This window comes from Flavonifractor sp. An10, from assembly GCF_002161215.1.
GTDB classification, from domain to species: domain Bacteria; phylum Bacillota; class Clostridia; order Oscillospirales; family Oscillospiraceae; genus Flavonifractor; species Flavonifractor avistercoris.
The window spans coordinates 1-20,016 of sequence record NZ_NFMB01000006.1; the positions used below are offsets into that span (position 1 = coordinate 1).

The window sequence follows — 20,016 nt, forward strand, 5'->3', positions numbered from 1 at the left end:
GGCCCTCTTCTCCCCCCGGGAGCACCTCCCCCTGGCCCGGGCGGAGGGGCGGGTGTGCGCCCAGCAGATCGCCCCCTATCCGCCGGGGGTGCCGGTGGTGGCCCCGGGAGAGCGAATTTGCAAAAAAAGTATCGCATATTTGGATGAAATAGGTTATAATACTCGGGAGGACATTGCGGTCGTGCCGCAGTCTGTGTGTGTTTCATAGGATTGGTTCAGAGCACCTTTTCTATAGGAGGGAGATACCATGAAGCTGATTCTTGCCATCATCAACCACGATGACGCCAACACCGTCACCCAGTCCCTGACCAAGAAGGGCTTTTCGTCCACCAAGCTGGCCACCACCGGCGGCTTCCTGATGGCGGGCAACGTGACCATCCTCATCGGCGTGGATGAGGAGAAGGTGCAGACCGTCATCGACATCATCCGGGAGCACTCCCACAGCCGCAAGCAGATGATCCCCACCGCCAGCGAGATGAGCTACGGCTACTACCCCTCCATGCCCGTGGAGGTGGTGGTGGGCGGCGCCACCATCTTCGTGGTGGATATTGAGCGGTTTGAGCGGGTGTAAGGCCCCATGAACCTGACGCGCCTGGCGGGCAACGGCCCCCTGAAGCGTCAGCTGGAGCTGGAGACCGCCCGGCGGGGCCTGTCCCACGCGTACATCCTCAGCGGCCCGGCGGGCTCCGGCAAGCGGACGCTGGCCGGGCTGCTTGCCGCCGCCCTGGTGTGCACCGGCGGGGGGGAGCGCCCCTGCCTGTCCTGCCCCGGCTGCCGCAAGGCCCTGGCGGGCATCCACCCGGACATCGTCCGGGCGGGGGACGACGGGAAGGACATCTCCGTGGCCCAGGTGCGCCAGCTCCGGGCCGACGCCTACATCCGGCCCAATGAGGCCGACCGGAAGATCTACATCCTGGAAAATGCCCAGACCATGAACCCCAGCGCCCAGAACGCCATGCTCAAGCTGCTGGAGGAGGGGCCGGCCTACGCCGCCTTCCTCCTGCTCACCGACAACGCCGCCGCCCTGCTGCCCACGGTGCGCTCCCGGTGTGAGCTGCTCCCCCTCTCCCCCGTCACCGAGGCGGAGGCGGAGGAGTGGCTGGCCGGCCGCTTCCCCAACCGTTCCCCGGAGGAGCGGCGGCAGGCCGCCCGGCGGTGCGAGGGCCTGCTGGGCCGGGCGGTGTCCCTGCTGGAGGGGCAGGCCGGCGGGGAGGACAAGGCCCTCTCCGCCGCGCTGGAGCTGGTGAAGCGCCTGGCCGCCCGGGACGAGCTGGCCCTGGCCGAGCACTGCGTCACCCTGGAGAAGTGGGATCGGGACGGCCTGCGGCAGGTGCTGGACGAGACCGTCCTGCTGCTGCGGGACGCCCTGCTCTGCGCCGCCGGCGCCCCCTGCGAGGCCGATCCCGTCCGGCGGGAGGCGGCCCGGAACGCCGCCGCGGCCCTGTCCCCCAGGGCCCTCAGCCGGGCGGTGTCCGCGGCGGAGCGCCTGCGGGACGCCCTCACCTACAACATCGGCGCCGGCCACCTGGCCGGCTGGCTGGCCGCGGCGCTGAGCACCTGACGCTATCAGGCGGGGCACGGGCCGGCCAGGTGTCCGGCCCCTACAACACATCGGAACCCCTGTTACAGGCGTACGCCGCGTAAATCCGGTATCCCGCGCCTGCCTGTAGGGGCCGCCGCCCTCGGCGGCCCGTCCGGCCCGAACCGGCGGCCCATCCTTTCCAACAGAATCGGAGGAAATTATGACCGAGATCATCGGCGTCCGCTTCAAGAGCGGAGGCAAGCAATACTATTTCGACCCCCAGGGCCAGACGGTGGAGCCGGGCCAGGGGGTGATTATCGAGACCTCCCGGGGCCTGGAGTACGGCGAGTGCGCCCAGGGCAACACCATGGTGGAGGACGAGGCGGTGGTGCCCCCCCTGCGCCCCCTGATCCGCCTGGCCACCGACAGGGATCTGGAGACGGTGGAGAAGAACCGGGAGAAGGAGAAGCGGGCCTTCGCCATCTGCCAGGAGAAGATCGCCGCCCACGGGCTGGAGATGAAGCTGGTGGAGGTGGAGTACAGCTTTGAGGGCAACAAGATCCTCTTCTTCTTCACCGCCGAGGGCCGGGTGGACTTCCGGGCCCTGGTGAAGGATCTGGCCGGGGTGTTCCATGCCCGCATCGAGCTGCGGCAGATCGGCGTGCGGGACGAGGCCAAGATGCTGGGAGGCCTGGGCATCTGCGGCAAGCCCTTCTGCTGCGCCACCTTCCTGGACGAGTTCCAGCCCGTGTCCATCAAGATGGCCAAGACCCAGAACCTGTCCCTCAACCCCACCAAGATCTCGGGCACCTGCGGGCGGCTCATGTGCTGCCTGAAGTACGAGCAGGAGGCCTATGAGGACGCGGTGAAGCGGATGCCCAAGAACGAGTCCTTTGTGGAGACCCCCGAGGGGGTGGGCACCGTCACCCAGGTGAACCTGCTGAAGGAGACGGTGAAGGTGCGCCTGGAGGAGCAGCCGGAGAGCCCCAAGTGCTTCCACAACTGCGAGATCTGCGTGGTGCGCAACGGCAAGGGCAAGATCCCCGAGGGGTACGTGCCCCCGCCGCCGGAGGAGCTGGCCAAGCTGCGCAAGGTCACCCCGGTGGAGGAGCCCCGCCATCTGGCGGGCAGCCTGGACGCGGCCCTGAGCCACCTGGGCGTGGACGCCCAGCCCCAGCCGGAGGAGAAGCCGGAGGGGAGCTCTCGCCGCTCCCGCCGCCGGGGCCGCGGCGGCTCCAGGCCGCCGCCCAGTCCGGCGGGGGCAGGCCGCCCCCAGCGGAGGACAAGCCCGCCCAGCAGCCCCAGGCAGCGCCCCAGGCAGGCGGAGGCCCCAGGCCGGAGGGCGAGGCCAGAGCGCCGGGGAGAAGTCCGGGGAGAAGAAGCGCCCCCACCGCCGCCGCTGGCGGGGCCGCCCCCGGGGCGGGGACAAGGGCCCCAAGCCGGAAAACTGACGAAAAAACGGGCGGCCCCGGCGGCCGCCCGTTTTTTGGAAAGGATGCGTCTCCATGACGGAATACGAGAAAATGCTGGCCGGGGTGTGGTATTACCCCGGTGAGGAGGAGCTGGCCGCCCTCCGCCGCCGGGCGGCGGAGGTGTGCTTCGCCGCCAACCGCCTGCCGCCGGGGCGGGAGGAGGAGCGGATGGAGCTGCTGCGCCCCCTCTTCGGCAAAACCGGGGCGGAGTTTACCATCACCCCGGTTTTCCACTGCGACTACGGCGGCAACATCACCCTGGGGGAGGGCTTTTACGCCAACTACAACCTGGTGATCCTGGACTGCGCGCCGGTAACCTTCGGGGACAACGTGCTGGTGGGCCCCGGCTGCGGGTTCTACACCGCCATCCACCCCCTGGACGCCGCCCACCGGGCCACCGGGGAGGAGAAGGCCGCCCCCATCACCGTGGGCAGCGACGTGTGGTTCGGCGGGAACGTCACCGTTCTGCCCGGGGTCACCATCGGCGACGGGGCGGTGATCGGCGCGGGCAGCGTGGTCACCCGCGACATCCCGCCGGGCGTGGTGGCGGCGGGCAACCCCTGCCGGGTGCTCCGCCCCGTGGATCAGGAGCAGGCCCCTTGACAGGGCGGGGAATTGATGGTATCATTCCCCTTGTCAAATTCATAGATTTGCCGCCGGGTAAATAGAAGCGCAGGCGTTTGTACCGATAGGCCTTTTTGCAGGTACAGACCAACCACGCTTCTTTTTTTTGCGGCAAATGGAGAGGAGTTTTTTGTTATGGCATGGCTGTTCCTGCTGGTGGCCGGCGCGCTGGAGGTGTTCTGGTCTACCTGCCTGAAGTTCTCCCAGGGGCTGACGGTGCCCAAGTTCACCGTCTGCACCATCGTGGGCATGGTGCTCAGCTTCGTCTTCCTGTCCCAGGCCACCAAGGTGCTCCCCCTGGGCACCTCCTACGCCATCTGGACAGGCATCGGCGCCCTGGGCGCGGTGGTGGTGGGCGTGGTGATCTTCCACGAATCCCTCTCCCCCGCCCGGCTGCTGTTCGCCGCCCTCCTGCTGGTGGGCATCATCGGCCTGAAGGCCACCTCGGGGCACTGAGGAGGAGATGTCCGTGACTCTGGCTATGCCCTGCGGGCCATCCAATACCTCCAGCGGGACGCCCTGGTCACCACAGAGCAGGTGGAGGCCGCAGAATAAAAGCAGAAAGACGCGCGCCTGGTACAACACCCGGCGCGCGTCCTGCATTATTTCTCTCCGGCCTGGAGCAGCTCGGTGGCCTGCTTGCCGGAGAGGTGCTCCACCGTCATCTCCAGCATGCACAGGGGGGCCCACTCCTTGTCGATGTAGCGGTTGCGGTTTTCCCGCGTGTCGCCGGGGTGGTACTTGAGGGCCAGCCGCTCCACGGCGGAGCGCCTCTCCCCGTCGTCCCCGATCACCCGGATGCGGCCGAAGGCGATCACGCTGCGGAAATAGGTGGTGTACTCCTCCGGCACCACGCGATCCTGGTCGATGACGCAGAAGGAGGCCTTGTCGCACCGGGCGACGGCGTCGAGCTTGTGGCCCGCCTTGGCGCAGTGGAAGAGCAGCTTCCCGTCCTCATACAGATAGCTCAGGGGCACCGCGTAGGGATAGCCGTCGTCGCCGGCCAGGGCCAGCACGCCGGAGGTGCCCCGGCTCAGCACCGCCTCGCAGTCGGCCCGAGACAGGGCCTGCCTCTTTCTTCTCAGCTCGCGGAACATCAGCGCTCCTCCTCCCGTTTCAGAATGGCCCGGGTAAAGCTCCGGGCGCCCTCCAGATCCATCGGATCCGGGTGGGTCTTGGCGTGGTCGTAGGCCGCCAGCATGTTCTCCAGACGCTTGTCTTCGGGGTGCTCCGCCAGCTGGGCCTCATACCGCTCCCGTACCGCCGGCGGCATCTTCCCCGGGCAGAACCAGGCGTCCACCACCCTGCTGTCCGCCGGCAGCTCCGCCTTGAACCGGTCTCCCAGGGAGGCGAAATAGCTCTCCGACAGGCCGAAGCCCGCCGTGCCGAACAGGACGACGTTCTTGCCGTGGAGGGTGTGGAGAAACGCCCGCATCTCCGGCGCGCAGGTTCCCCTGTCCGTCCAGGAGCCGGCAAACACCAGCTCCGCCTCCCCCACGTCCGCCGGCGGCGGGCCGAAGGCCACGATCTCGTGGCCCGAGCACCCCTCCCGAACCGCCAGGGCCACCTGGAGGGTGTTCCCCGTCTGACTGGCAAATATGATGGCTACTTTCATGGACGAACCTCCTTTTCTCACTGCTTGAACCTGCGGCTCTCCGCCACCGCTAATTCATCGCAGCGGTTGTTATTTGGGTTGTCGGCGTGGCCCTTGACCCAGTGGAGGCGGACGGTGTGCTTCTCGCACAGCTCCAGCAGCCTCTCCCACAGATCCGGGTTGAGGGCCGGCTTCTTGTCCGCCTTGACCCAGCCCCGGGCCTTCCAGCCCTTGGCCCAGCCCTTCTTCAGGGCGTCGATGACGTATTTGGAGTCGGAGTAGAGCTCCACAATGCAGGGCTCCTTCAGCGCCTCCAGCGCCGTGATCACCCCGGTGAGCTCCATCCGGTTGTTGGTGGTGTGGGCCTCACCGCCGGAGAGCTCCTTGCGAAACTCCCCGTACTGGAGGATGGCACCCCACCCCCCGGGGCCCGGATTGCCCGAGCAGGCCCCGTCGGTGTAAATGGTGACTGTTTTCATGTTCCTCGTTTCCATGTGTGGGCCATGCGCCCCCTCATCCGGCCCTCCGGGCCACCTTCCCCCCTGTGGGGGGAAGGTCTTTTCTTTGGCTTCCCCCCGCTGGGGGGAAGCTGGCTCGCGGAGCGAGACTGATGAGGGGATCCGCCCTTTGACCGTCCGGTCTATGGCAGCGCACACGCCCTCCAAATTCTGCTGAACCTCCAGATTGGAAAACCGCAGTACCAGCAGGCCCCAATTTCGTTCCAGGGCTTCCGTCCGTTCCCGGTCATTTTCCGGCCCGGTTCCATCGAAGTGCTGAGAGCCGTCCAGTTCCACCACAAGCCGCGCCTTTGCGCAGAAAAAATCCACAATATACCGGCCAAACACCGCCTGCCGCCGGAACTGGACGGGATAGGTGCGCAGAAAGCCGTACCAAAGCCTGTTTTCCTCCCTGGTGGCCTTCTTACGCAGTGTCCGGGCATATACCCGCATATCAGGGCGCATATCCAAAGCCCCCTCATCCGCCCCAGTCGGCGCACTGAGGCATCCCCCACAAAGGGGGAAGGCTTTTTTTACAGCTACAGCTCCTTCAAAATCTCCTGCCGTTTGCGCTCATACTCCTCCTGAGTGATGAGCTTCTGGTCACAGAGCCGCCGGAGCTCCCGGAGGCGGGCCTCCCGGCCGGCGGGCAGGGACTCCTCCGGCCACCGGCAACGGAAGAACATCCCCTTCTCCTGGAACACGCAGTAGACACAGACAGCGGCCACGGCGGCCAGCAGCGCAAGCCACCCAAGGCCCATAATCCCCAGGTAGAGGAAGCCCTCCTGCCGCAGGAAAAACACGAGCAGGCACACCGCGGCGATGGCAAAACCAGCGGCCAGAATCCGGCTCAGTATGATTTTTCCCTGCCCCGGGGCGCGGGACAGCTGCACATACCTCATGACGCCCTCCTGTCTGTCACAGCTCCTTCAAAATCTCCTGCCGTTTGCGCTCGTACTCCTCCGGGGTGATGAGCTTCTGCTCATAGAGGGCGCGGAGGGTCTCCAGCCGCTGCTGCACGTCCTCCGGTTTTCCACACTCCTCGTCCTCGATGTGGATTTCCGGGCCGGTATACTTCCTGCCGAAGGCCTGGTAGAAGCTGGCGATGGTGATGCCGGCGGCCAGGAGCGTCCACAGCACGCCGAAGGGGCCGAAGGCGGGGATGACCACGAACAGGCCGATGCCCACGAAGATGAGCCCCGCCACGCCGCCGAAGACGGAGCCGGCCTTGCTGGGCCGGTAGGTGACGCGCTTTCTGGCCATGGCTTACTCCTCCCCGGCGGCCTGGGCGTCGGCGGGCTCCTCCTCGTCCTCCTCGTGGTCGGTGCGGGCGAAGGAGATCACCTTGACCCCCTCCTCCAGGTTCATGATCTTCACGCCCTGGGCGGCGCGGCTGTAGGTGGAGATGCCGGCGGCGGCCATGCGGATGATCACGCCGGCGTCGTTGATGACCAGGATGTCGTCGGCGTCGCTGACCACCTTGACCCCCACCACGCTGCCGGTCTTTTCCGTGACGTTATAGCCCTTCAGGCCGAAGCCGCCCCGCTTCTGGGGCCCGTCGGCGCGGATATACTCGTCCATCTCGGTGCGCTTGCCGTAGCCGTGCTCGGTGATCATCAGCACCTGGTGATCCCGCTTGGCCCGGGCGGCGCCCACCACCCAGTCGCCCTCCCGCAGCTTGATGCCGCGCACGCCGCAGGCGTCCCGGCCCATGCAGCGCACGTCGTCCTCGTGGAAGCAGATGGTCATGCCGTCGTGGGTGGCGATGAGGATGGCCTGATTGCCGTCGGTCTCCCGCACGCAGATGAGCTCGTCCCCCTCCTCCAGGGTGATGCAGCGGATGCCCGCCTTGCGGGCGGTGTGGATGGAGGAGAGCTGGATGCGCTTGACGGTGCCGCTGCGGGTGACCATCACCAGGTAGCGATCCTCGGGGAAGTCCCGCAGGTGGATCATGGCGGTGACCTTCTCGTCGGACTCGATGGGCAGGATGTTCACCAGGTTGGTGCCCTTGGCGGTGCGGCCGGCCTCGGGGATCTGGTAGCCCTTCTTCCGGTGAACCCGGCCCTTGTTGGTGAAAAAGAGGATAAAGTCGTGGGTGGAGGCGGTGAACACAGTGTCCACGTAGTCCTCCTCCTTGGTGGCCATGGCGGTGATGCCCTTGCCGCCCCGGCGCTGGGCCTTGTAGGAGGAGGCGGCGGTGCGCTTGATATAGCCGCCGGCGGTGAGGGTGAAGACGCACTCCTCCTCCTCGATGAGATCCTCGATGTCGATCTCGTCCTCCACGTCCTGGATCTCGGTAACGCGCTCGTCGCCGTACTTGTCCCGGATGGCGGTGAGCTCCTCCTTGAGGACGCCGCGGATCTTCTCCTCGCTGGCGAGCAGCTCGTTGAAGTAGGCGATGCGCGCCTCCAGCTCCCTGTACTCGTTCTCCAGCTTCTCCTTCTCCAGGCCCTGGAGCCGCTTGAGCTGCATGTCCAGGATGGCCTGGGCCTGCACCTCGTCCAGGCCGAAGCGGGCGCACAGCCGCTCCCGGGCGTCGTCGTAGCTCTCCCGGATGGTCTGGATCACCGCGTCGATGTTCTCCTCGGCGATCAGCAGGCCCTCCAGCAGGTGGGCCCGCTCCTGGGCCTTTTTCAGGTCGAAGCGGGTGCGGCGGACGATGATCTCCTCCTGGAAGGAAATATACTCGTCCAGGATGTGCCGCAGGGAGAGGATCTTGGGCTGGGACTGGTTCTGCACCAGGGCCAGCATGTTGATGGCGAAGGTGGTCTGCAGCTGGGTCTGGGCAAAGAGCCGGTTGAGCACCACCTGGGGGTTGGCGTCCCGCTTGAGCTCGATGACCACCCGCATGCCGTTGCGGTCGGACTCGTCCTGGATGTTGGAGATGCCCTCCAGCCGCTTGTCCTCCACCTGGTCGGCCATGTTCTTGATGAGCTGCCGCTTGTTGACCTGGTAGGGGATCTCGGTGACGATGATGCGGGTGCGGTTCTGCCCGAACTCCTCAAACTCGGTGCGGGCCCGGATGCAGACCCGCCCCCGGCCGGTGGCGTAGGCCGCCCGGATGCCGGAGCGGCCCATGATGATGCCCTTTGTGGGGAAGTCGGGGCCCTTCACGTGCTCCATCAGGTCGGACAGCTCCGCCTCCGGGTTGTCCAGCACGCAGATGGCCGCGTCTACCACCTCCCGCAGGTTGTGGGGCGGGATGTTGGTGGCCATGCCCACGGCGATGCCGCTGGAGCCGTTGACCAGCAGGTTGGGGAACCGGCTGGGGAGCACCCGGGGCTCCTTCCGGCTCTCGTCGAAGTTGGGATCCCAGTCCACCGTGTCCTTCTCGATGTCCCGGAGCATCTCGTCGGAGATGCGGGACATGCGGGCCTCGGTGTAACGGTAGGCGGCCGGGGGGTCGCCGTCGATGGAGCCGAAGTTGCCGTGTCCGTCCACCAGGGGGTAGCGCATGGAGAAGTCCTGGGCCAGGCGCACCAGGGCGTCGTACACCGACGCGTCGCCGTGGGGGTGGTAGCGGCCCAGCACGTCGCCCACGCAGGTGGCCGACTTCTTGAAGGGCTTGTCGGCGGTCAGGTTGTCCTCGTACATGGCGTAGAGGATGCGCCGGTGGACGGGCTTCAGGCCGTCCCGCACGTCGGGCAGGGCGCGGCCCACGATGACGCTCATGGCGTACTCGATATAGGACTGCTCCATCTCGTGCACCAGGTAGGAGGTCTCGATCTTCTGGTCGGGGAAGCGGATCTCCTCCGGGTCGTACTGCGGTTTTTTACTCATGTATCTGCCTCACAATCTTTGTGATAAGGTCTCAAAGGTCTCAGCGGACGCGGCCGTCCTATATGGCGGCCCTACGGTCTCAACAGGCCGTACAGATTCCCTCGTAGGGCCGCGATACATCGCGGCCGTTCCGCGTTTCTCCCCAGGGGCCGGCCCCCTGGCCGGCCCGCCTTTCCCCGTGTTTAATAGTCCAGGTTCACCGCGTACTTTGCGTTTTTCTCGATGAACTCCTTCCGGGGCTCCACCTTCTCGCCCATGAGGATGGTGAAGGTCTCGTCGGCGGCCACGGCGTCGTCCAGCTCAATGCGCTTGAGGGTGCGCCGCTCGGGATCCATGGTGGTCTCCCACAGCTCGTGGGGGTTCATCTCGCCCAGGCCCTTGAAGCGGGAGATGTCCACCTTGGCGTTGGGGTTGTCCCCCCGCAGCTGGTTGGAGATGGCGTCCCGCTCCTCCTCGGAGAAGGCCAGGCGGGTGGTCTTGCCACGGCTCAGCTTGAACAGGGGGGGCACGGCGGCGTAGACGTAGCCGTGCTCGATGAGGGGCCGCATGAAGCGGAAGAAGAAGGTGAGCAGCAGCGTGCGGATGTGGGAGCCGTCCACATCGGCATCGGCCATGATGATCACCTTGTGGTAGCGCAGCTTGGACAGGTCGAACTCGTCCCCGATGCCGGCGCCCAGGGCGGTGATCACGGGCTGCAGCTTGTCGTTGCCGTAGACCTTGTCGGCCCGGGCCTTCTCCACGTTGAGCATCTTGCCCCACAGGGGGAGGATGGCCTGGAACCGGGAGTCCCGCCCCTGGGTGGCGGAGCCGCCGGCGGAGTCGCCCTCGACGATATACAGCTCGGTGAGCTCCGGGTTGACCTCGTTGCAGTCCCGCAGCTTGTCGGGCATGGCGGCGCCGCCCAGAGCGGTCTTGCGCCGGATGGACTCCCGGGCCTTGCGGGCGGCCTCCCTGGCCCGGTTTGCCATGAGGGCCTTCTCCAGGATGGCCTTGCCCACCGCCGGGTTCTCCTCCAGGTACTCGGAGAGCTTCTCGGTGACGATGTTGTTCACCAGGGTGCGGATTTCGCTGTTGCCCAGCTTGGCCTTGGTCTGGCCCTCGAACTGGGCCTCGGTGAGCTTGACGGAGATGACGCAGGCGATGCCCTCCCGGCAGTCCTCGCCGGACACCTTGTCGTCATCCTTGAGCAGCTTCATCTTCCTGCCGTAGGCGTTGAGCACGGTGGTCAGGGCCCGCTTGAAGCCCTCCTCGTGCATGCCGCCCTCGGGGGTGTGGACGTTGTTGGCGAAGGACACGATGGTCTCGTTGTAGCCGTCGTTGTACTGGAAGGCCACCTCCGCCATGGAGTCCTCCTTCTGGCCGGACATGTAGATCACGTCCGGGTGGATGGGATCCTTGGAGCGGTTGATAAAGGACACGAACTCCCGGATGCCGCCGGCGTAGTGCATGGTGTCCTCCTGCTCCCGGCCGGGGCGGGCGTCGATGGTGTGGATGCGCAGGCCGGCGTTGAGGAAGGCCTCCTCCCGCATGCGGGTGTGGATGGTGTCGTAGCTGTACTCGGTGACCTCGAACATCTCGGGGTCGGGCTTGAAGGTGACCTCGGTGCCGTGGCGGTCGGTGTCCCCCACCACCTGCATGGGCTGGGTCACCTTGCCCCGGGAGAACTTCATCTCATAGATCTTCCCGTCCTTGTGCACCCGCACTTCCAGCCACTCGGAGAGGGCGTTGACCACGCTGGCGCCCACGCCGTGGAGGCCGCCGGAAACCTTGTAGCCGCCGCCGCCGAACTTGCCGCCGGCGTGGAGGATGGTGAACACCACCTCCAGGGCGGGCAGGCCGGTCTGGGGCTGGATGTCCACGGGGATGCCGCGGCCGTTGTCCACCACGGTGATCACGTCCCCGTCGCCGATGGTGACGGTGATCTCGTCGCAGTAGCCCGCCAGGGCCTCGTCGATGGAGTTGTCCACAATCTCATACACCAGGTGGTGCAGGCCGCTCTCCGACGTGGAGCCGATATACATGCCCGGGCGCTTGCGGACGGCCTCCAGGCCCTCCAGCACCTGAATCTCGGAGCCGCCGTACTCGTGCTCCACCTGGGTGGGGTTGTGCTCAAATGTCTCTGCCATGGAAAAACCTCCAATTGGGAATATGGCCGGGCAGCCAAGGGCCGCCCCCGCGAAGGGCCCGCGGGAGCCGCCTTTGGCGGCCCGAATCTGTTCTCACTTATTCAAAGCTGTTGCTCTCCGCCCGCCGCAGCAGGGTGGCCGGGGAGAGCTGGGACAGGTAGATCCGCTCCTCTCCCCCCCGGTGGCGGCACAGGACAAAGGACTTGGGCAGGTCGCCGCTGGCGTTTACCACCCGGCCGGCCCGCTCCGCCCCCTCCAGAAAGGCGCGGGTGACGCGGGAGGAGCTGGTGTTGTCCAGATCAAACACCCCCAGCACGTCCCGGTAGGGCACCACCACCCCCTGGCCCAGGTGCAGGTACATCAGCCTCCCCTCCTGTCCTTGACCACCCGGGGGCCCCACAGCCGCTTCCACAGCCGCCAGCCTAGCAGGGTGCCCAGCAGCGCAAAGGCCGCCGGCACGCCGGGGACAAACAGCAGCTGGGTTACCGGGGAGACATCCGACTCCCACACGCTCAGCCGCCCCGCCGTCACCAGCGCCGTGATGGCCGCCACCGCCAGCGGCGGCAGCACCTTCCACCACTTCCGCCTGGTGAAGCGGCACACCAGATACTCCGGGATCAGCCCCGCCAGCAGCGGCAGGACGCAGAAAATGGCAATGTAGATGGGCATAGGGTTCTCCTTTTTTTGCTCGGGTGGCTGCGGTTTTCTCCGGAAGCGGGCCGCCGCCGCGGAAATGTCCGCTGCCAGCTCCGCAGGGGCGGCCTGTGGCCGCCCGTCTGGCGGGATACAGGAACTCTCCCGCATGACCCGTGGGGCGCGACGACTCGGCGCGCCGGCCGTCTGGCGGGATACAGAAATTGTCCCGAATCGATCCGTAGGGCCGCCATACATGGCGGCCGCTCAGTGGGGGCCCCGGTAATCGGGCGGCGCGTCAGGGATGCCGCGCCCTGCAGATCCGGGCGGCCACAGGCCGCCCCTGCCGGCATGGCGGTTGACACGCGCGCCGAGGTCGTCGCGCGCCACGGGCCGGCGATCTCGGCGGCCCTGGGCGGGCGGATGCTATCCGCCCCTACAGGCTGTCTTCATCTCATCGGGCAAAAGGCCCGCCGATTGGGCATGTTGACATGTTTCAAACAAGCCCTAGGAAACCAGCTGTCCGTCCCGGATGCGGAAGGTCTTCCCCTCCCCCAGGCGGTTCAGCCCCACGTCCTCACAGCAGGTGATGAACACCTGCCCGCCGGTGATGCGCCGGAGGACGAACTCCTGCCGCCGCTGATCCAGCTCGGAGAGCACGTCGTCCAGCAGGAGGACGGGCCACTCCCCGGTCTCGTGGAAGAAGATCTCCCGGGAGGCCAGCTTGAGAGACAAGGCGGCGGTGCGGGTCTGGCCCTGGGAGGCGAAGGCCTTGGCGCTCACCCCGTCCAGCTCCACGGTGAGATCGTCCTTGTGGGGGCCGGACAGGCACTGCCGGGCCTCCAGCTCGGCCTTGCGGTGGCTCTCCTGGTGGGAGAGCAGCTGGCCGAGGATCTGCCTGGGGCTCCCCTCCGGATCGGTGACGGTGGACACCGTCTCATACCGGAGATCCAGCCGCTCCCGCCCGCCGGAGAAGTCCCGGTGGATGGGGGGCGTCACCTCCCGCAGGCGCTTGACGAAGTGGGCCCGGTAGTGGATGATCAGGGCGCCGGTCTGGGCCATGCGCAGGTTGAACTCGTCCAGGGTGTCCAGCAGGGAGGGGTGCTCCTCCCAGTCCCGGAGTATGCGGGTCTTGTGCTCATAGAGCCGCCGGTACTCCGCCAGGGCCTCGGCGTACTTGGGCCGCAGCTGGCAGATGCAGGTGTCCAGGAACCGCCGGCGGGTGGCCGCCCCCTCCCGGATGAGGTACAGATCCTCCGGGCAGAAGAGCACGGTGTTGAGCACCCCGGACAGCTCCCCGGCGGACTTGAGCCGCACCCCGTTGGAGAAGAGCTGCCGCCGCACCCCCCGGCCCAGCCGGGCCTCCAGGGTGAAGTCCCGCCCCCGGGCGGACACCTCCCCCTTCACAAAGGCGTGCTCCACCCCGAACTGGATGAGCTCCTTGTCGTACCGGGCCCGGTGGGAGGAGGCGGTGGACAGGTAGGCGATGGCCTCCAGCAGATTGGTCTTGCCCTGGGCGTTCTCCCCGCAGATCACGTTGACCCCCGGGGCAAACCGGGCCTCCAGATGGAGGTAGTTGCGGAAAAAGTCCAGGGTGAGGGCGCGGACGATCATACCAGCGTGAGCTCCACCCCGTCCAGCGACACCCGGTCGCCAGGCCGGAGCTTGCGCCCCCGCTGGGTGCAGACCTCCCCGTTGACGGCCACCTCCCCGGCCTGGATGCGCTCCTTGGCCTCCCCGCCGGTGGAGGTGAGGCCCTCAAATTTCAGGAGCCCCTCCAATTTGATGAAATCCGTGTGAATGTGAACCTCTCGCGTCTCCATAACGACAACCTTTTTGAAAAAATTGATAATTGAAAATGGATCATGGACAATTTGGCTTGCTACAGCAGGGACTGAAGAATTCCGTACACCTCTGGCAGGGCCCGCTTCAGGGCCACGGGGCGGCCCTTGCTCCGGTCGTAGAAGAAGTGGCCGGAGGTGCCCTCCGCCTTCAGCTCCCCGGTGGTGGTCTCCACCATGCGGTAGCCCAGCTCCAGCTTGGCGGGGGACAGGTGGTTGATGGTCAGGGTGACAGCCACCTCCTCCCCGAAGCGGGTCATGGAGCGGTACCTGCAGGACACGTCGGTGAGGGCGAAGTCGATGCCCGCGTCCACGGCCCTGGAATAGGGGAAGCCGATCTGATCCATGAAGTCGGTGCGGGCCTCCTCCATCCAGGCGATATAGTTGCCGTGCCAGACGATGTTCATGCCGTCGGTCTCATAGAAGTGGGGCCGGCGGAGGTAGGGCTTCAGCTCCATCTCACTCCCCTGCCTTCAGCCGCACGGGCAGCACCATGTAGAGGAAGTTCTCCTCCCCCTCGGTGGGCAGGATCACGCAGGGGGACACGCCGGTGGTCAGCTCCAGCCGCACCTTGTCCGCCGGGGCGGCCTTGAGGGCGTCCATCAGGTACTTGTTGTTGAAGCCGATCTCCAGCCCGCCGCCGTCCCCCTCCAGGGGGCACTCGTCGTAGGCGTCGCCGATGGCGGTCTTGGTGGAGATCTTCAGCAGGTTGTGGTCAAAGGTGCAGCGCAGGGGGCTCTTCAGCTTGTCGCTGATGATCAGGCTCACCCGGTCGATGGAGGAGAGCAGGGCCCGGGTGTCCCCCACCACGTGGATGGTGTTGTTGCGGGGGATGGCCTGGCGGTAGGCCAAAAACTCCCCCTCCAGCCGGCGGGACACCAGCATGGTGGAGCCCACCTTGAACATCACGTGGCGGGCGCCCTGGATGATCTGGGCGGGCTCATCCACGTCGGAGCAGATCTTCTCCACCTCGGACAGGGCGGCGCCGGGCACCACGAAGGAGAAGGACTCCGCCCCCTCCTTTTTGTCGATGGCCTCGTGCCGCAGGGCCAGGCGGTAGCCGTCCACCGACACGATGGTGAGCCCCTTGTCGTCCGCCTCAAACAGGGAGCCGGTGTGGATGGGGCGGCTCTCGTTGTCGCTGACGGCGAACAGGGTCTGGCCGATCATGGCGCGCAGCTTGGCCTGGGACAGGGTGATGGTATTCTGGTATTCCACGGTGGGCAGCTCGGGGAACTCCTCCGGGTCGGTGCCCAGGATGTTGAACTCGCTCATGCCGCAGGTGATATTGACCATATAGTGGTCGGCGCGGAAGGTGACGATGTCGTCGGGCAGCTTGCGGATGATGTCGCCGAACAGGCGGGCGCCCAGCACCAGGGTGCCCTCTTCCTGGATGTCGGCGGGCACCACGGTGCGGATGCCGGTCTCCAGGTTGTAGCCGGTGAGGCGCAGCTCATTGCCCGCCTCCAGCAGGATGCCCTCCAGGGCGGGAATGGAGCTCTTTGGAGACACGGCCCTGGAGGTGGTGGAGATGGCGGCCTGCAGCAGGGCCTTTTCACAGGAGAATTTCATGGAAGGGTGACCTCCGTTCGTAGGATGGCGATCTCCCGGGAGAGGAGGGGGATCAGATCGTAATAGTAGACCGTAGGGAAATTTTTTGTGGAAAAAGCCCGGAATATGCTGGGCGGCAGGGCTTTGCCCGTCCACAGGGTATGTGGAGGCGGCCCGCCGCTTTCCACACGGGGGAGGGTGGCGGCCTGTTTGTCCACACAGGGTTGTCCACATTCCCACAAAAAGCCGTGGAAATGTGGACAGCGGCTATTCATACCGGGCGTTGATGTTGGCGTTGATGTCCTTGATGACCTCGGCCACCTCGGGGGACTGCTTGGTCAGCTTCTCGATGCGGTCGATGGAGTGCATGACGGTGGTGTGGTCGCGGCCCTCGAACTCCTTGCCGATCTCCTTCAGGGACAGGTTGGTCATGCGCCGGATCTGGTACATGGCGATCTGCCGGGCCAGGGCGGTGTCCTTGGTGCGGCCCTGCCCTCGGATGGCGTCGGGGTCGATGCCGTAGAACTTGCCCACCTCGTCGATGATGATCTCCGGTGAGGGGAGGAAGTCGGCCTTGTCCTTGAACATGTCCCGCACCGCCCGGGTGACGGTGTCCACGTCCACGCTCTCCCCCATCAGCTCCTGGAAGGCCAGGATCTTGTTGACGGTGCCCTCGATCTGCCGCACGTTGGAGGTGATGTTCTCCGCGATATACTGGAGCACCGGGTCGGGCAGGTTCATGCCCCGGCGGATGGCCTTGTTCTTGATGATGGCGACCCGGGTCTCGTAGTCCGGGGGCTGGATGTCCACGGGCAGGCCCCACTCAAACCGGGTGCGCAGCCGGTCGTCCAGCCGCAGCATCTCCTTGGGGGGGCGGTCGGCGGTGAAGACGATCTGCCGGCCCGCCTCGTACAGGGTGTTGAAGGTGTGGAACATCTCCTCCTGGGTGGACTCACGGCCGGCGATGAACTGCACGTCGTCCATCAGGAACACGTCGGCGGAGCGGTACTTCTCCCGGAACTCCGGATTGCGCCCCTCCCGGATGGCCTGGATGAGCTCGTTGGTGAAGGAGTCGCCCTTGATGTAGACGATGCGGTACTCCGGATGGTTCTGGTGGATCTTGTGGGCGATGGCGTAGAGCAGGTGGGTCTTGCCCAGGCCGGACTCGCCGTAGATGAACAGGGGGTTGTAGGTCTGGGCCGGATGCTCCGCCACCGCCAGGGCCGCCGCGTGGGCGAACTTGTTGGACGAGCCCACCACGAACCGCTCAAAGGTGTACTCCTCCGTGCCGGGGAGGAACAGCTCGTCGGTCTTCTTCTCGCCGAAGTCCTCCAGCTCCCCCTCCCCCAGCACTACCACCTCGAAGTCGGCGGAGAACAGCTCGTGCAGCGCCTTCTGGATGGCGGGCAGGTAGCGGGACACGATGATGTCCCGCTTGAAGTTGGTGGGGGTGTGGAGAATAAACCGGTTGGCCTCCAGAGCCACCGGCACGGCGTCGTCAAACCAGGTGTTGATGGTGGTGGCGGTCATGTCCCCCTCCGTCTCCATCAGAGAGAGCACCTTGGCCCAGATGTCGGCCGGGAAATTCACGAAAAGACCACCTCTTTTGAAAAATATCACAGCACTTTATTATACCAAAAATTCCGCCTCCGCGCAACAGATACTATTATAAAAAAGAAACTCTTTTTGGCTGGGGATATTGTGGGGCGCGGCATCCCTGACGCGCCGCCCGTCTTCCCCAGTGCGCACACCGGGGTGGATGAGGGGTTCCCGGATGCCCGCCCAGCCACCGCTATCCGTGGGGCGCGACGACTCGGCGCGCCGTCCGTAGGGGCGGCCTGTGGTCGCCCGTCTGGCGGGGCCCCCGCGCGGGGCGGGCCTGCCTGACCTGTCCACAAGATCTGGTATTCCCCGGGGAAGGCCGGCCCAAACGGGAAAAAAGATTGCAAAAAGGGAGTTGACAGGGCATTTTGGAATAGGCTATAATATCATCTGCATCGTATGGGCATCCATGGTGTAAAGCAGTTTTCTTTGACGACCGCAGCCGCAAGGCTGTTGTGGTGGGCGGCTCTGCCGCCGGATTACAGGACAGGAGGTGTACCGAAATGGTTCGTACCTATCAGCCCAAGAAGCGCCAGCGCTCCAAGGAGCACGGGTTCCGCAAGCGGATGCGCACCGCCAACGGCCGCAAGGTTCTGGCTCGCCGCCGCGCGAAGGGCCGCGCCCGTCTGACCCACTGATGGTCAGAGAAACGGAATAGGGCATTTCAGAGGGGCGGGGGAGCTTTTCCCACCGCCCCTGCGGAGCATACGCAGAAAAAGGGGGCGGGAGACGTGGAGCACACGGTTTCGCTGAAACTCAATCACGTGTTCCGCCGCCTGTACGGCAGGGGCAAGAGCGCGGTGAACCCGTGCCTGGCCCTGTACTGCCGCAGGAACAACCTGGGCTACAGCCGTCTGGGCCTCACCGTGGGGGTGAAGCTGGGCAAGGCGGTGGTGCGCAACCGCACCCGCCGCCGCATCAGGGAGGCCTACCGCCTCCACGAGCACCAGTTCCTCCCCGGCTACGACCTGGTGGTGGTGGCCCGGGTGAAGGCGGGGCACAGCCGCTACCGGGAGATCGAGCGCAGCCTGCTCTCCCTGGCGGACAGGCTGGGCCTGCTGCGAAAAGAGGGAGCGTAAGTGAAGCGCCTGCTTCTGGCCCTCATCCGGGGCTACCGCAAATACATCTCCCCGGCCCGTCCCCCCTGCTGCCGCTTTATCCCCACCTGCTCGGCCTACGCCCTGGAGGCGGTGGAGAAATACGGCGCGTGGAGGGGGGGGCTTCTGGCCCTGCGCCGCCTGCTGAAATGCCACCCGTTTCACCGGCAGAAATCCATCGAGTACGACCCGGTTCCGTGAGGAACCAAGAAGTAGTAAAGTAACTTGGAGGCGCGCAAATGGATATTATCCTATCCCCTTTTGTCTGGCTGCTGGAGTGGTTTAACAGCTGGTTCAACAGCTACGGCCTGGCCCTGATCCTCTTCGCCGTGGTGGTCAAGGTGGTGCTGTTCCCCCTCTCCCTCAAGGGCAAGCGCAGCATGATCCAGATGAACATGCTCTCCGGACAGATGCAGAAGCTGCAGAAGCAGTACGGCAACAACCGGGAGCGGTACAACCTGGAGGTGCAGAAGCTCTACGAGAAGGAGAAGGTCAACCCCATGGGCGGCTGCCTGTGGTCTTTCATTCCCCTGATCATCCTGATGGTGCTCTACCCCATCATCCGGGAGCCCATCCACTACATGATGGGCATCAACGACGCCAACGCCCTCAACGCCATTGCCCAGACCGTCAACTGGGGCAGTGTGGCCGTGGACAACGGCTGGATCCGCGAGGCGGCGGACACCTTTGCCAACACCGCCTACAACCAGCTGTACCTGTCCTCCCTGATCACGCCGGACAACCTGTCCGCCGTGCAGTCCGCCGCCACCGCCGCCGGCGCGGCCGGGCAGAACATCTTCTCCATCAACTTTGATTTCCTGGGCCTCATCGACCTGTCCCAGATCCCCAAGCTCCAGTTCTGGACGATGGAGGGGGGCTTCGGCCTGTTCCTCCTGCCCGTCATCTCCGCCGGCTCCAGCGTGATCTTCTCCCTCATCTCCATGAAGACCAACGCCGTCAACAAGCAGGCCCAGCAGGCGGCCAACAACGCCAGCATGAAGAGCATGATGATCGTCTCCCCCCTCATCTCCCTGTGGATCGGCTTCACCATGCCCGCCGCCCTGTGCGTGTACTGGATTGCCAACAACCTGTTGTCCATGCTGCAGGAGTTCATCTGCGGCCGGCTGCTGAAGAAGGACTATGAGAAGGCCGCCGCCGCCCAGGCCGAGCGCGAGCGCCTGGAGAAGGAAGAGGAGAAGGAGGAGCGCCGCCGCAAGGCCGAGGAGCGCGCCCGCCGCATCGAGGAGGCCAAGCTCAGCAAGGGCAAGAAGAAAAAGGCCGAGAAGAAGAAGGACGAGGACGACGACAAGATCCCCGGCTCTGTCAAGGAGAACAGCCGGGTGGGCATGCGCCAGTATGCCCGCGGCCGGGCCTACGACCCCTACCGCTACAGCGAGGACGGCCCCACCCCCTACCCCGGCGAGGCGCCCATCTTCCCGCCCCGGGCCGACTCCCGGGAGCTGAAGCGGGAGGCCCGCGAGGTGGAGGAGGAGCTGCGGGAGCTCCACACCGACGAGGCCGTTGAGGAGACCATCCTCACCGGCGAGATCCCCGCCCCCGAGACGGACAGCCAGCCCGACGCCCAGCCCGGCGAGGCCCCCGCCCCCCAGGCGGAGGAGAGCGCGCCGGCGGAGGGCGGCGGCGACACCAAAACCGACGGCGAGTCCGGCAAGTGAC

The 20,016-nt window shown here is 65.9% G+C and carries 22 protein-coding genes and 3 pseudogenes; 10 read left to right on the forward strand and 15 right to left on the reverse strand.

The window, feature by feature from the left end:
• From B5E42_RS11275 to B5E42_RS11300, 6 genes and pseudogenes are all read left to right on the forward strand, one after another.
• Positions 1-208 (forward strand): annotated as a pseudogene (locus B5E42_RS11275) (amino acid decarboxylase); the annotation flags it as partial.
• 39 nt (positions 209-247) lie between these two features.
• On the forward strand, positions 248-571 hold the full coding sequence (locus tag B5E42_RS11280; protein ID WP_087239700.1) for a cyclic-di-AMP receptor: 324 nt from the start codon (positions 248-250) through the stop codon (positions 569-571).
• A 6-nt stretch (positions 572-577) separates the two neighbouring features.
• Positions 578-1,561, forward strand: coding sequence for a DNA polymerase III subunit delta (locus B5E42_RS11285; protein ID WP_087239702.1), 984 nt, complete (start codon positions 578-580; stop codon positions 1,559-1,561).
• 181 nt (positions 1,562-1,742) lie between these two features.
• A pseudogene (locus B5E42_RS19630) lies at positions 1,743-2,564 on the forward strand (stage 0 sporulation family protein); the annotation flags it as partial.
• 463 nt (positions 2,565-3,027) lie between these two features.
• Positions 3,028-3,597 carry a sugar O-acetyltransferase gene (locus tag B5E42_RS11295; RefSeq protein WP_087239704.1) on the forward strand — a complete coding sequence of 190 codons (570 nt, stop codon included), beginning with the start codon at positions 3,028-3,030 and terminating at the stop codon, positions 3,595-3,597.
• Positions 3,598-3,753: 156 nt separating this feature from the next.
• Positions 3,754-4,074 carry a multidrug efflux SMR transporter gene (locus B5E42_RS11300; RefSeq protein WP_087239706.1) on the forward strand — a complete coding sequence of 107 codons (321 nt, stop codon included), beginning with the start codon at positions 3,754-3,756 and terminating at the stop codon, positions 4,072-4,074.
• 146 nt (positions 4,075-4,220) lie between these two features.
• On the opposite strand, the gene B5E42_RS11305 is transcribed toward B5E42_RS11300, so the two are convergent.
• From B5E42_RS11305 to dnaA, 15 genes and pseudogenes are all read right to left on the reverse strand, one after another.
• The gene (locus B5E42_RS11305) at positions 4,221-4,715 is read right to left on the reverse strand and encodes a pyridoxamine 5'-phosphate oxidase family protein (RefSeq protein ID WP_087239708.1); all 495 of its coding nucleotides are present in this window, start codon (positions 4,713-4,715) and stop codon (positions 4,221-4,223) included.
• Positions 4,715-5,233 carry a flavodoxin family protein BilS gene (gene bilS, locus B5E42_RS11310; protein WP_087239710.1) on the reverse strand — a complete coding sequence of 173 codons (519 nt, stop codon included), beginning with the start codon at positions 5,231-5,233 and terminating at the stop codon, positions 4,715-4,717. The genes B5E42_RS11305 and bilS overlap by 1 nt, the downstream gene beginning before the upstream one ends.
• A gap of 17 nt (positions 5,234-5,250) precedes the next feature.
• Entirely contained in the window at positions 5,251-5,691 is a 441-nt protein-coding gene (rnhA, locus tag B5E42_RS19635) for a ribonuclease HI (RefSeq protein WP_242967131.1), read from the reverse strand.
• A gap of 165 nt (positions 5,692-5,856) precedes the next feature.
• A pseudogene (locus B5E42_RS19640) lies at positions 5,857-6,174 on the reverse strand (endonuclease domain-containing protein); the annotation flags it as partial.
• 74 nt (positions 6,175-6,248) lie between these two features.
• The gene (locus B5E42_RS11320) at positions 6,249-6,611 is read right to left on the reverse strand and encodes an SHOCT domain-containing protein (protein WP_087239714.1); all 363 of its coding nucleotides are present in this window, start codon (positions 6,609-6,611) and stop codon (positions 6,249-6,251) included.
• Positions 6,612-6,627: 16 nt separating this feature from the next.
• On the reverse strand, positions 6,628-6,972 hold the full coding sequence (locus tag B5E42_RS11325; protein ID WP_087239716.1) for an SHOCT domain-containing protein: 345 nt from the start codon (positions 6,970-6,972) through the stop codon (positions 6,628-6,630).
• 3 nt (positions 6,973-6,975) lie between these two features.
• Positions 6,976-9,489 carry a DNA gyrase subunit A gene (gene gyrA / locus B5E42_RS11330; protein ID WP_087239718.1) on the reverse strand — a complete coding sequence of 838 codons (2,514 nt, stop codon included), beginning with the start codon at positions 9,487-9,489 and terminating at the stop codon, positions 6,976-6,978.
• A 182-nt stretch (positions 9,490-9,671) separates the two neighbouring features.
• Positions 9,672-11,615: a DNA topoisomerase (ATP-hydrolyzing) subunit B gene (gene gyrB, locus B5E42_RS11335; protein ID WP_087239719.1), complete on the reverse strand. Its 1,944-nt coding sequence runs from the start codon at positions 11,613-11,615 to the stop codon at positions 9,672-9,674.
• 97 nt (positions 11,616-11,712) lie between these two features.
• Entirely contained in the window at positions 11,713-11,976 is a 264-nt protein-coding gene (locus B5E42_RS11340; protein WP_087239721.1) for an extracellular matrix/biofilm biosynthesis regulator RemA family protein, read from the reverse strand.
• Positions 11,976-12,284 (reverse strand): Tat pathway signal protein, encoded by a 309-nt coding sequence (locus B5E42_RS11345; protein WP_087239723.1) that lies wholly within the window; start codon positions 12,282-12,284, stop codon positions 11,976-11,978. Before B5E42_RS11345 ends, B5E42_RS11340 begins: the two co-directional genes overlap by 1 nt.
• Positions 12,285-12,755: 471 nt before the next feature.
• The gene (gene recF / locus B5E42_RS11350) at positions 12,756-13,862 is read right to left on the reverse strand and encodes a DNA replication/repair protein RecF (RefSeq protein WP_087239725.1); all 1,107 of its coding nucleotides are present in this window, start codon (positions 13,860-13,862) and stop codon (positions 12,756-12,758) included.
• A complete protein-coding gene (locus tag B5E42_RS11355) occupies positions 13,859-14,071 on the reverse strand; it encodes an RNA-binding S4 domain-containing protein (protein ID WP_087239727.1) in 213 nt (70 codons plus the stop codon). The genes recF and B5E42_RS11355 overlap by 4 nt, the downstream gene beginning before the upstream one ends.
• Before the next feature lie 59 nt (positions 14,072-14,130).
• Positions 14,131-14,547, reverse strand: coding sequence for a thioesterase family protein (locus tag B5E42_RS11360; protein WP_087239729.1), 417 nt, complete (start codon positions 14,545-14,547; stop codon positions 14,131-14,133).
• A 1-nt stretch (position 14,548) separates the two neighbouring features.
• On the reverse strand, positions 14,549-15,661 hold the full coding sequence (gene dnaN, locus B5E42_RS11365; RefSeq protein WP_087239731.1) for a DNA polymerase III subunit beta: 1,113 nt from the start codon (positions 15,659-15,661) through the stop codon (positions 14,549-14,551).
• Between the two features lie 246 nt (positions 15,662-15,907).
• On the reverse strand, positions 15,908-17,230 hold the full coding sequence (gene dnaA / locus B5E42_RS11370) for a chromosomal replication initiator protein DnaA (protein WP_087239733.1): 1,323 nt from the start codon (positions 17,228-17,230) through the stop codon (positions 15,908-15,910).
• Positions 17,231-17,745: 515 nt separating this feature from the next.
• Between dnaA and rpmH the strand changes: the two genes are divergently transcribed.
• The 4 genes from rpmH (at position 17,746) to B5E42_RS11390 (ending at position 20,015) form a co-directional block, all read left to right on the forward strand.
• Positions 17,746-17,880 (forward strand): 50S ribosomal protein L34, encoded by a 135-nt coding sequence (gene rpmH / locus B5E42_RS11375; RefSeq protein ID WP_006570963.1) that lies wholly within the window; start codon positions 17,746-17,748, stop codon positions 17,878-17,880.
• A 93-nt stretch (positions 17,881-17,973) separates the two neighbouring features.
• Positions 17,974-18,321: a ribonuclease P protein component gene (gene rnpA, locus B5E42_RS11380; RefSeq protein ID WP_087239735.1), complete on the forward strand. Its 348-nt coding sequence runs from the start codon at positions 17,974-17,976 to the stop codon at positions 18,319-18,321.
• A complete protein-coding gene (yidD, locus tag B5E42_RS11385; protein ID WP_087239737.1) occupies positions 18,322-18,540 on the forward strand; it encodes a membrane protein insertion efficiency factor YidD in 219 nt (72 codons plus the stop codon).
• Positions 18,541-18,578: 38 nt separating this feature from the next.
• Entirely contained in the window at positions 18,579-20,015 is a 1,437-nt protein-coding gene (locus tag B5E42_RS11390) for a YidC/Oxa1 family membrane protein insertase (RefSeq protein ID WP_087239739.1), read from the forward strand.
• Position 20,016 lies beyond the last annotated feature (1 nt).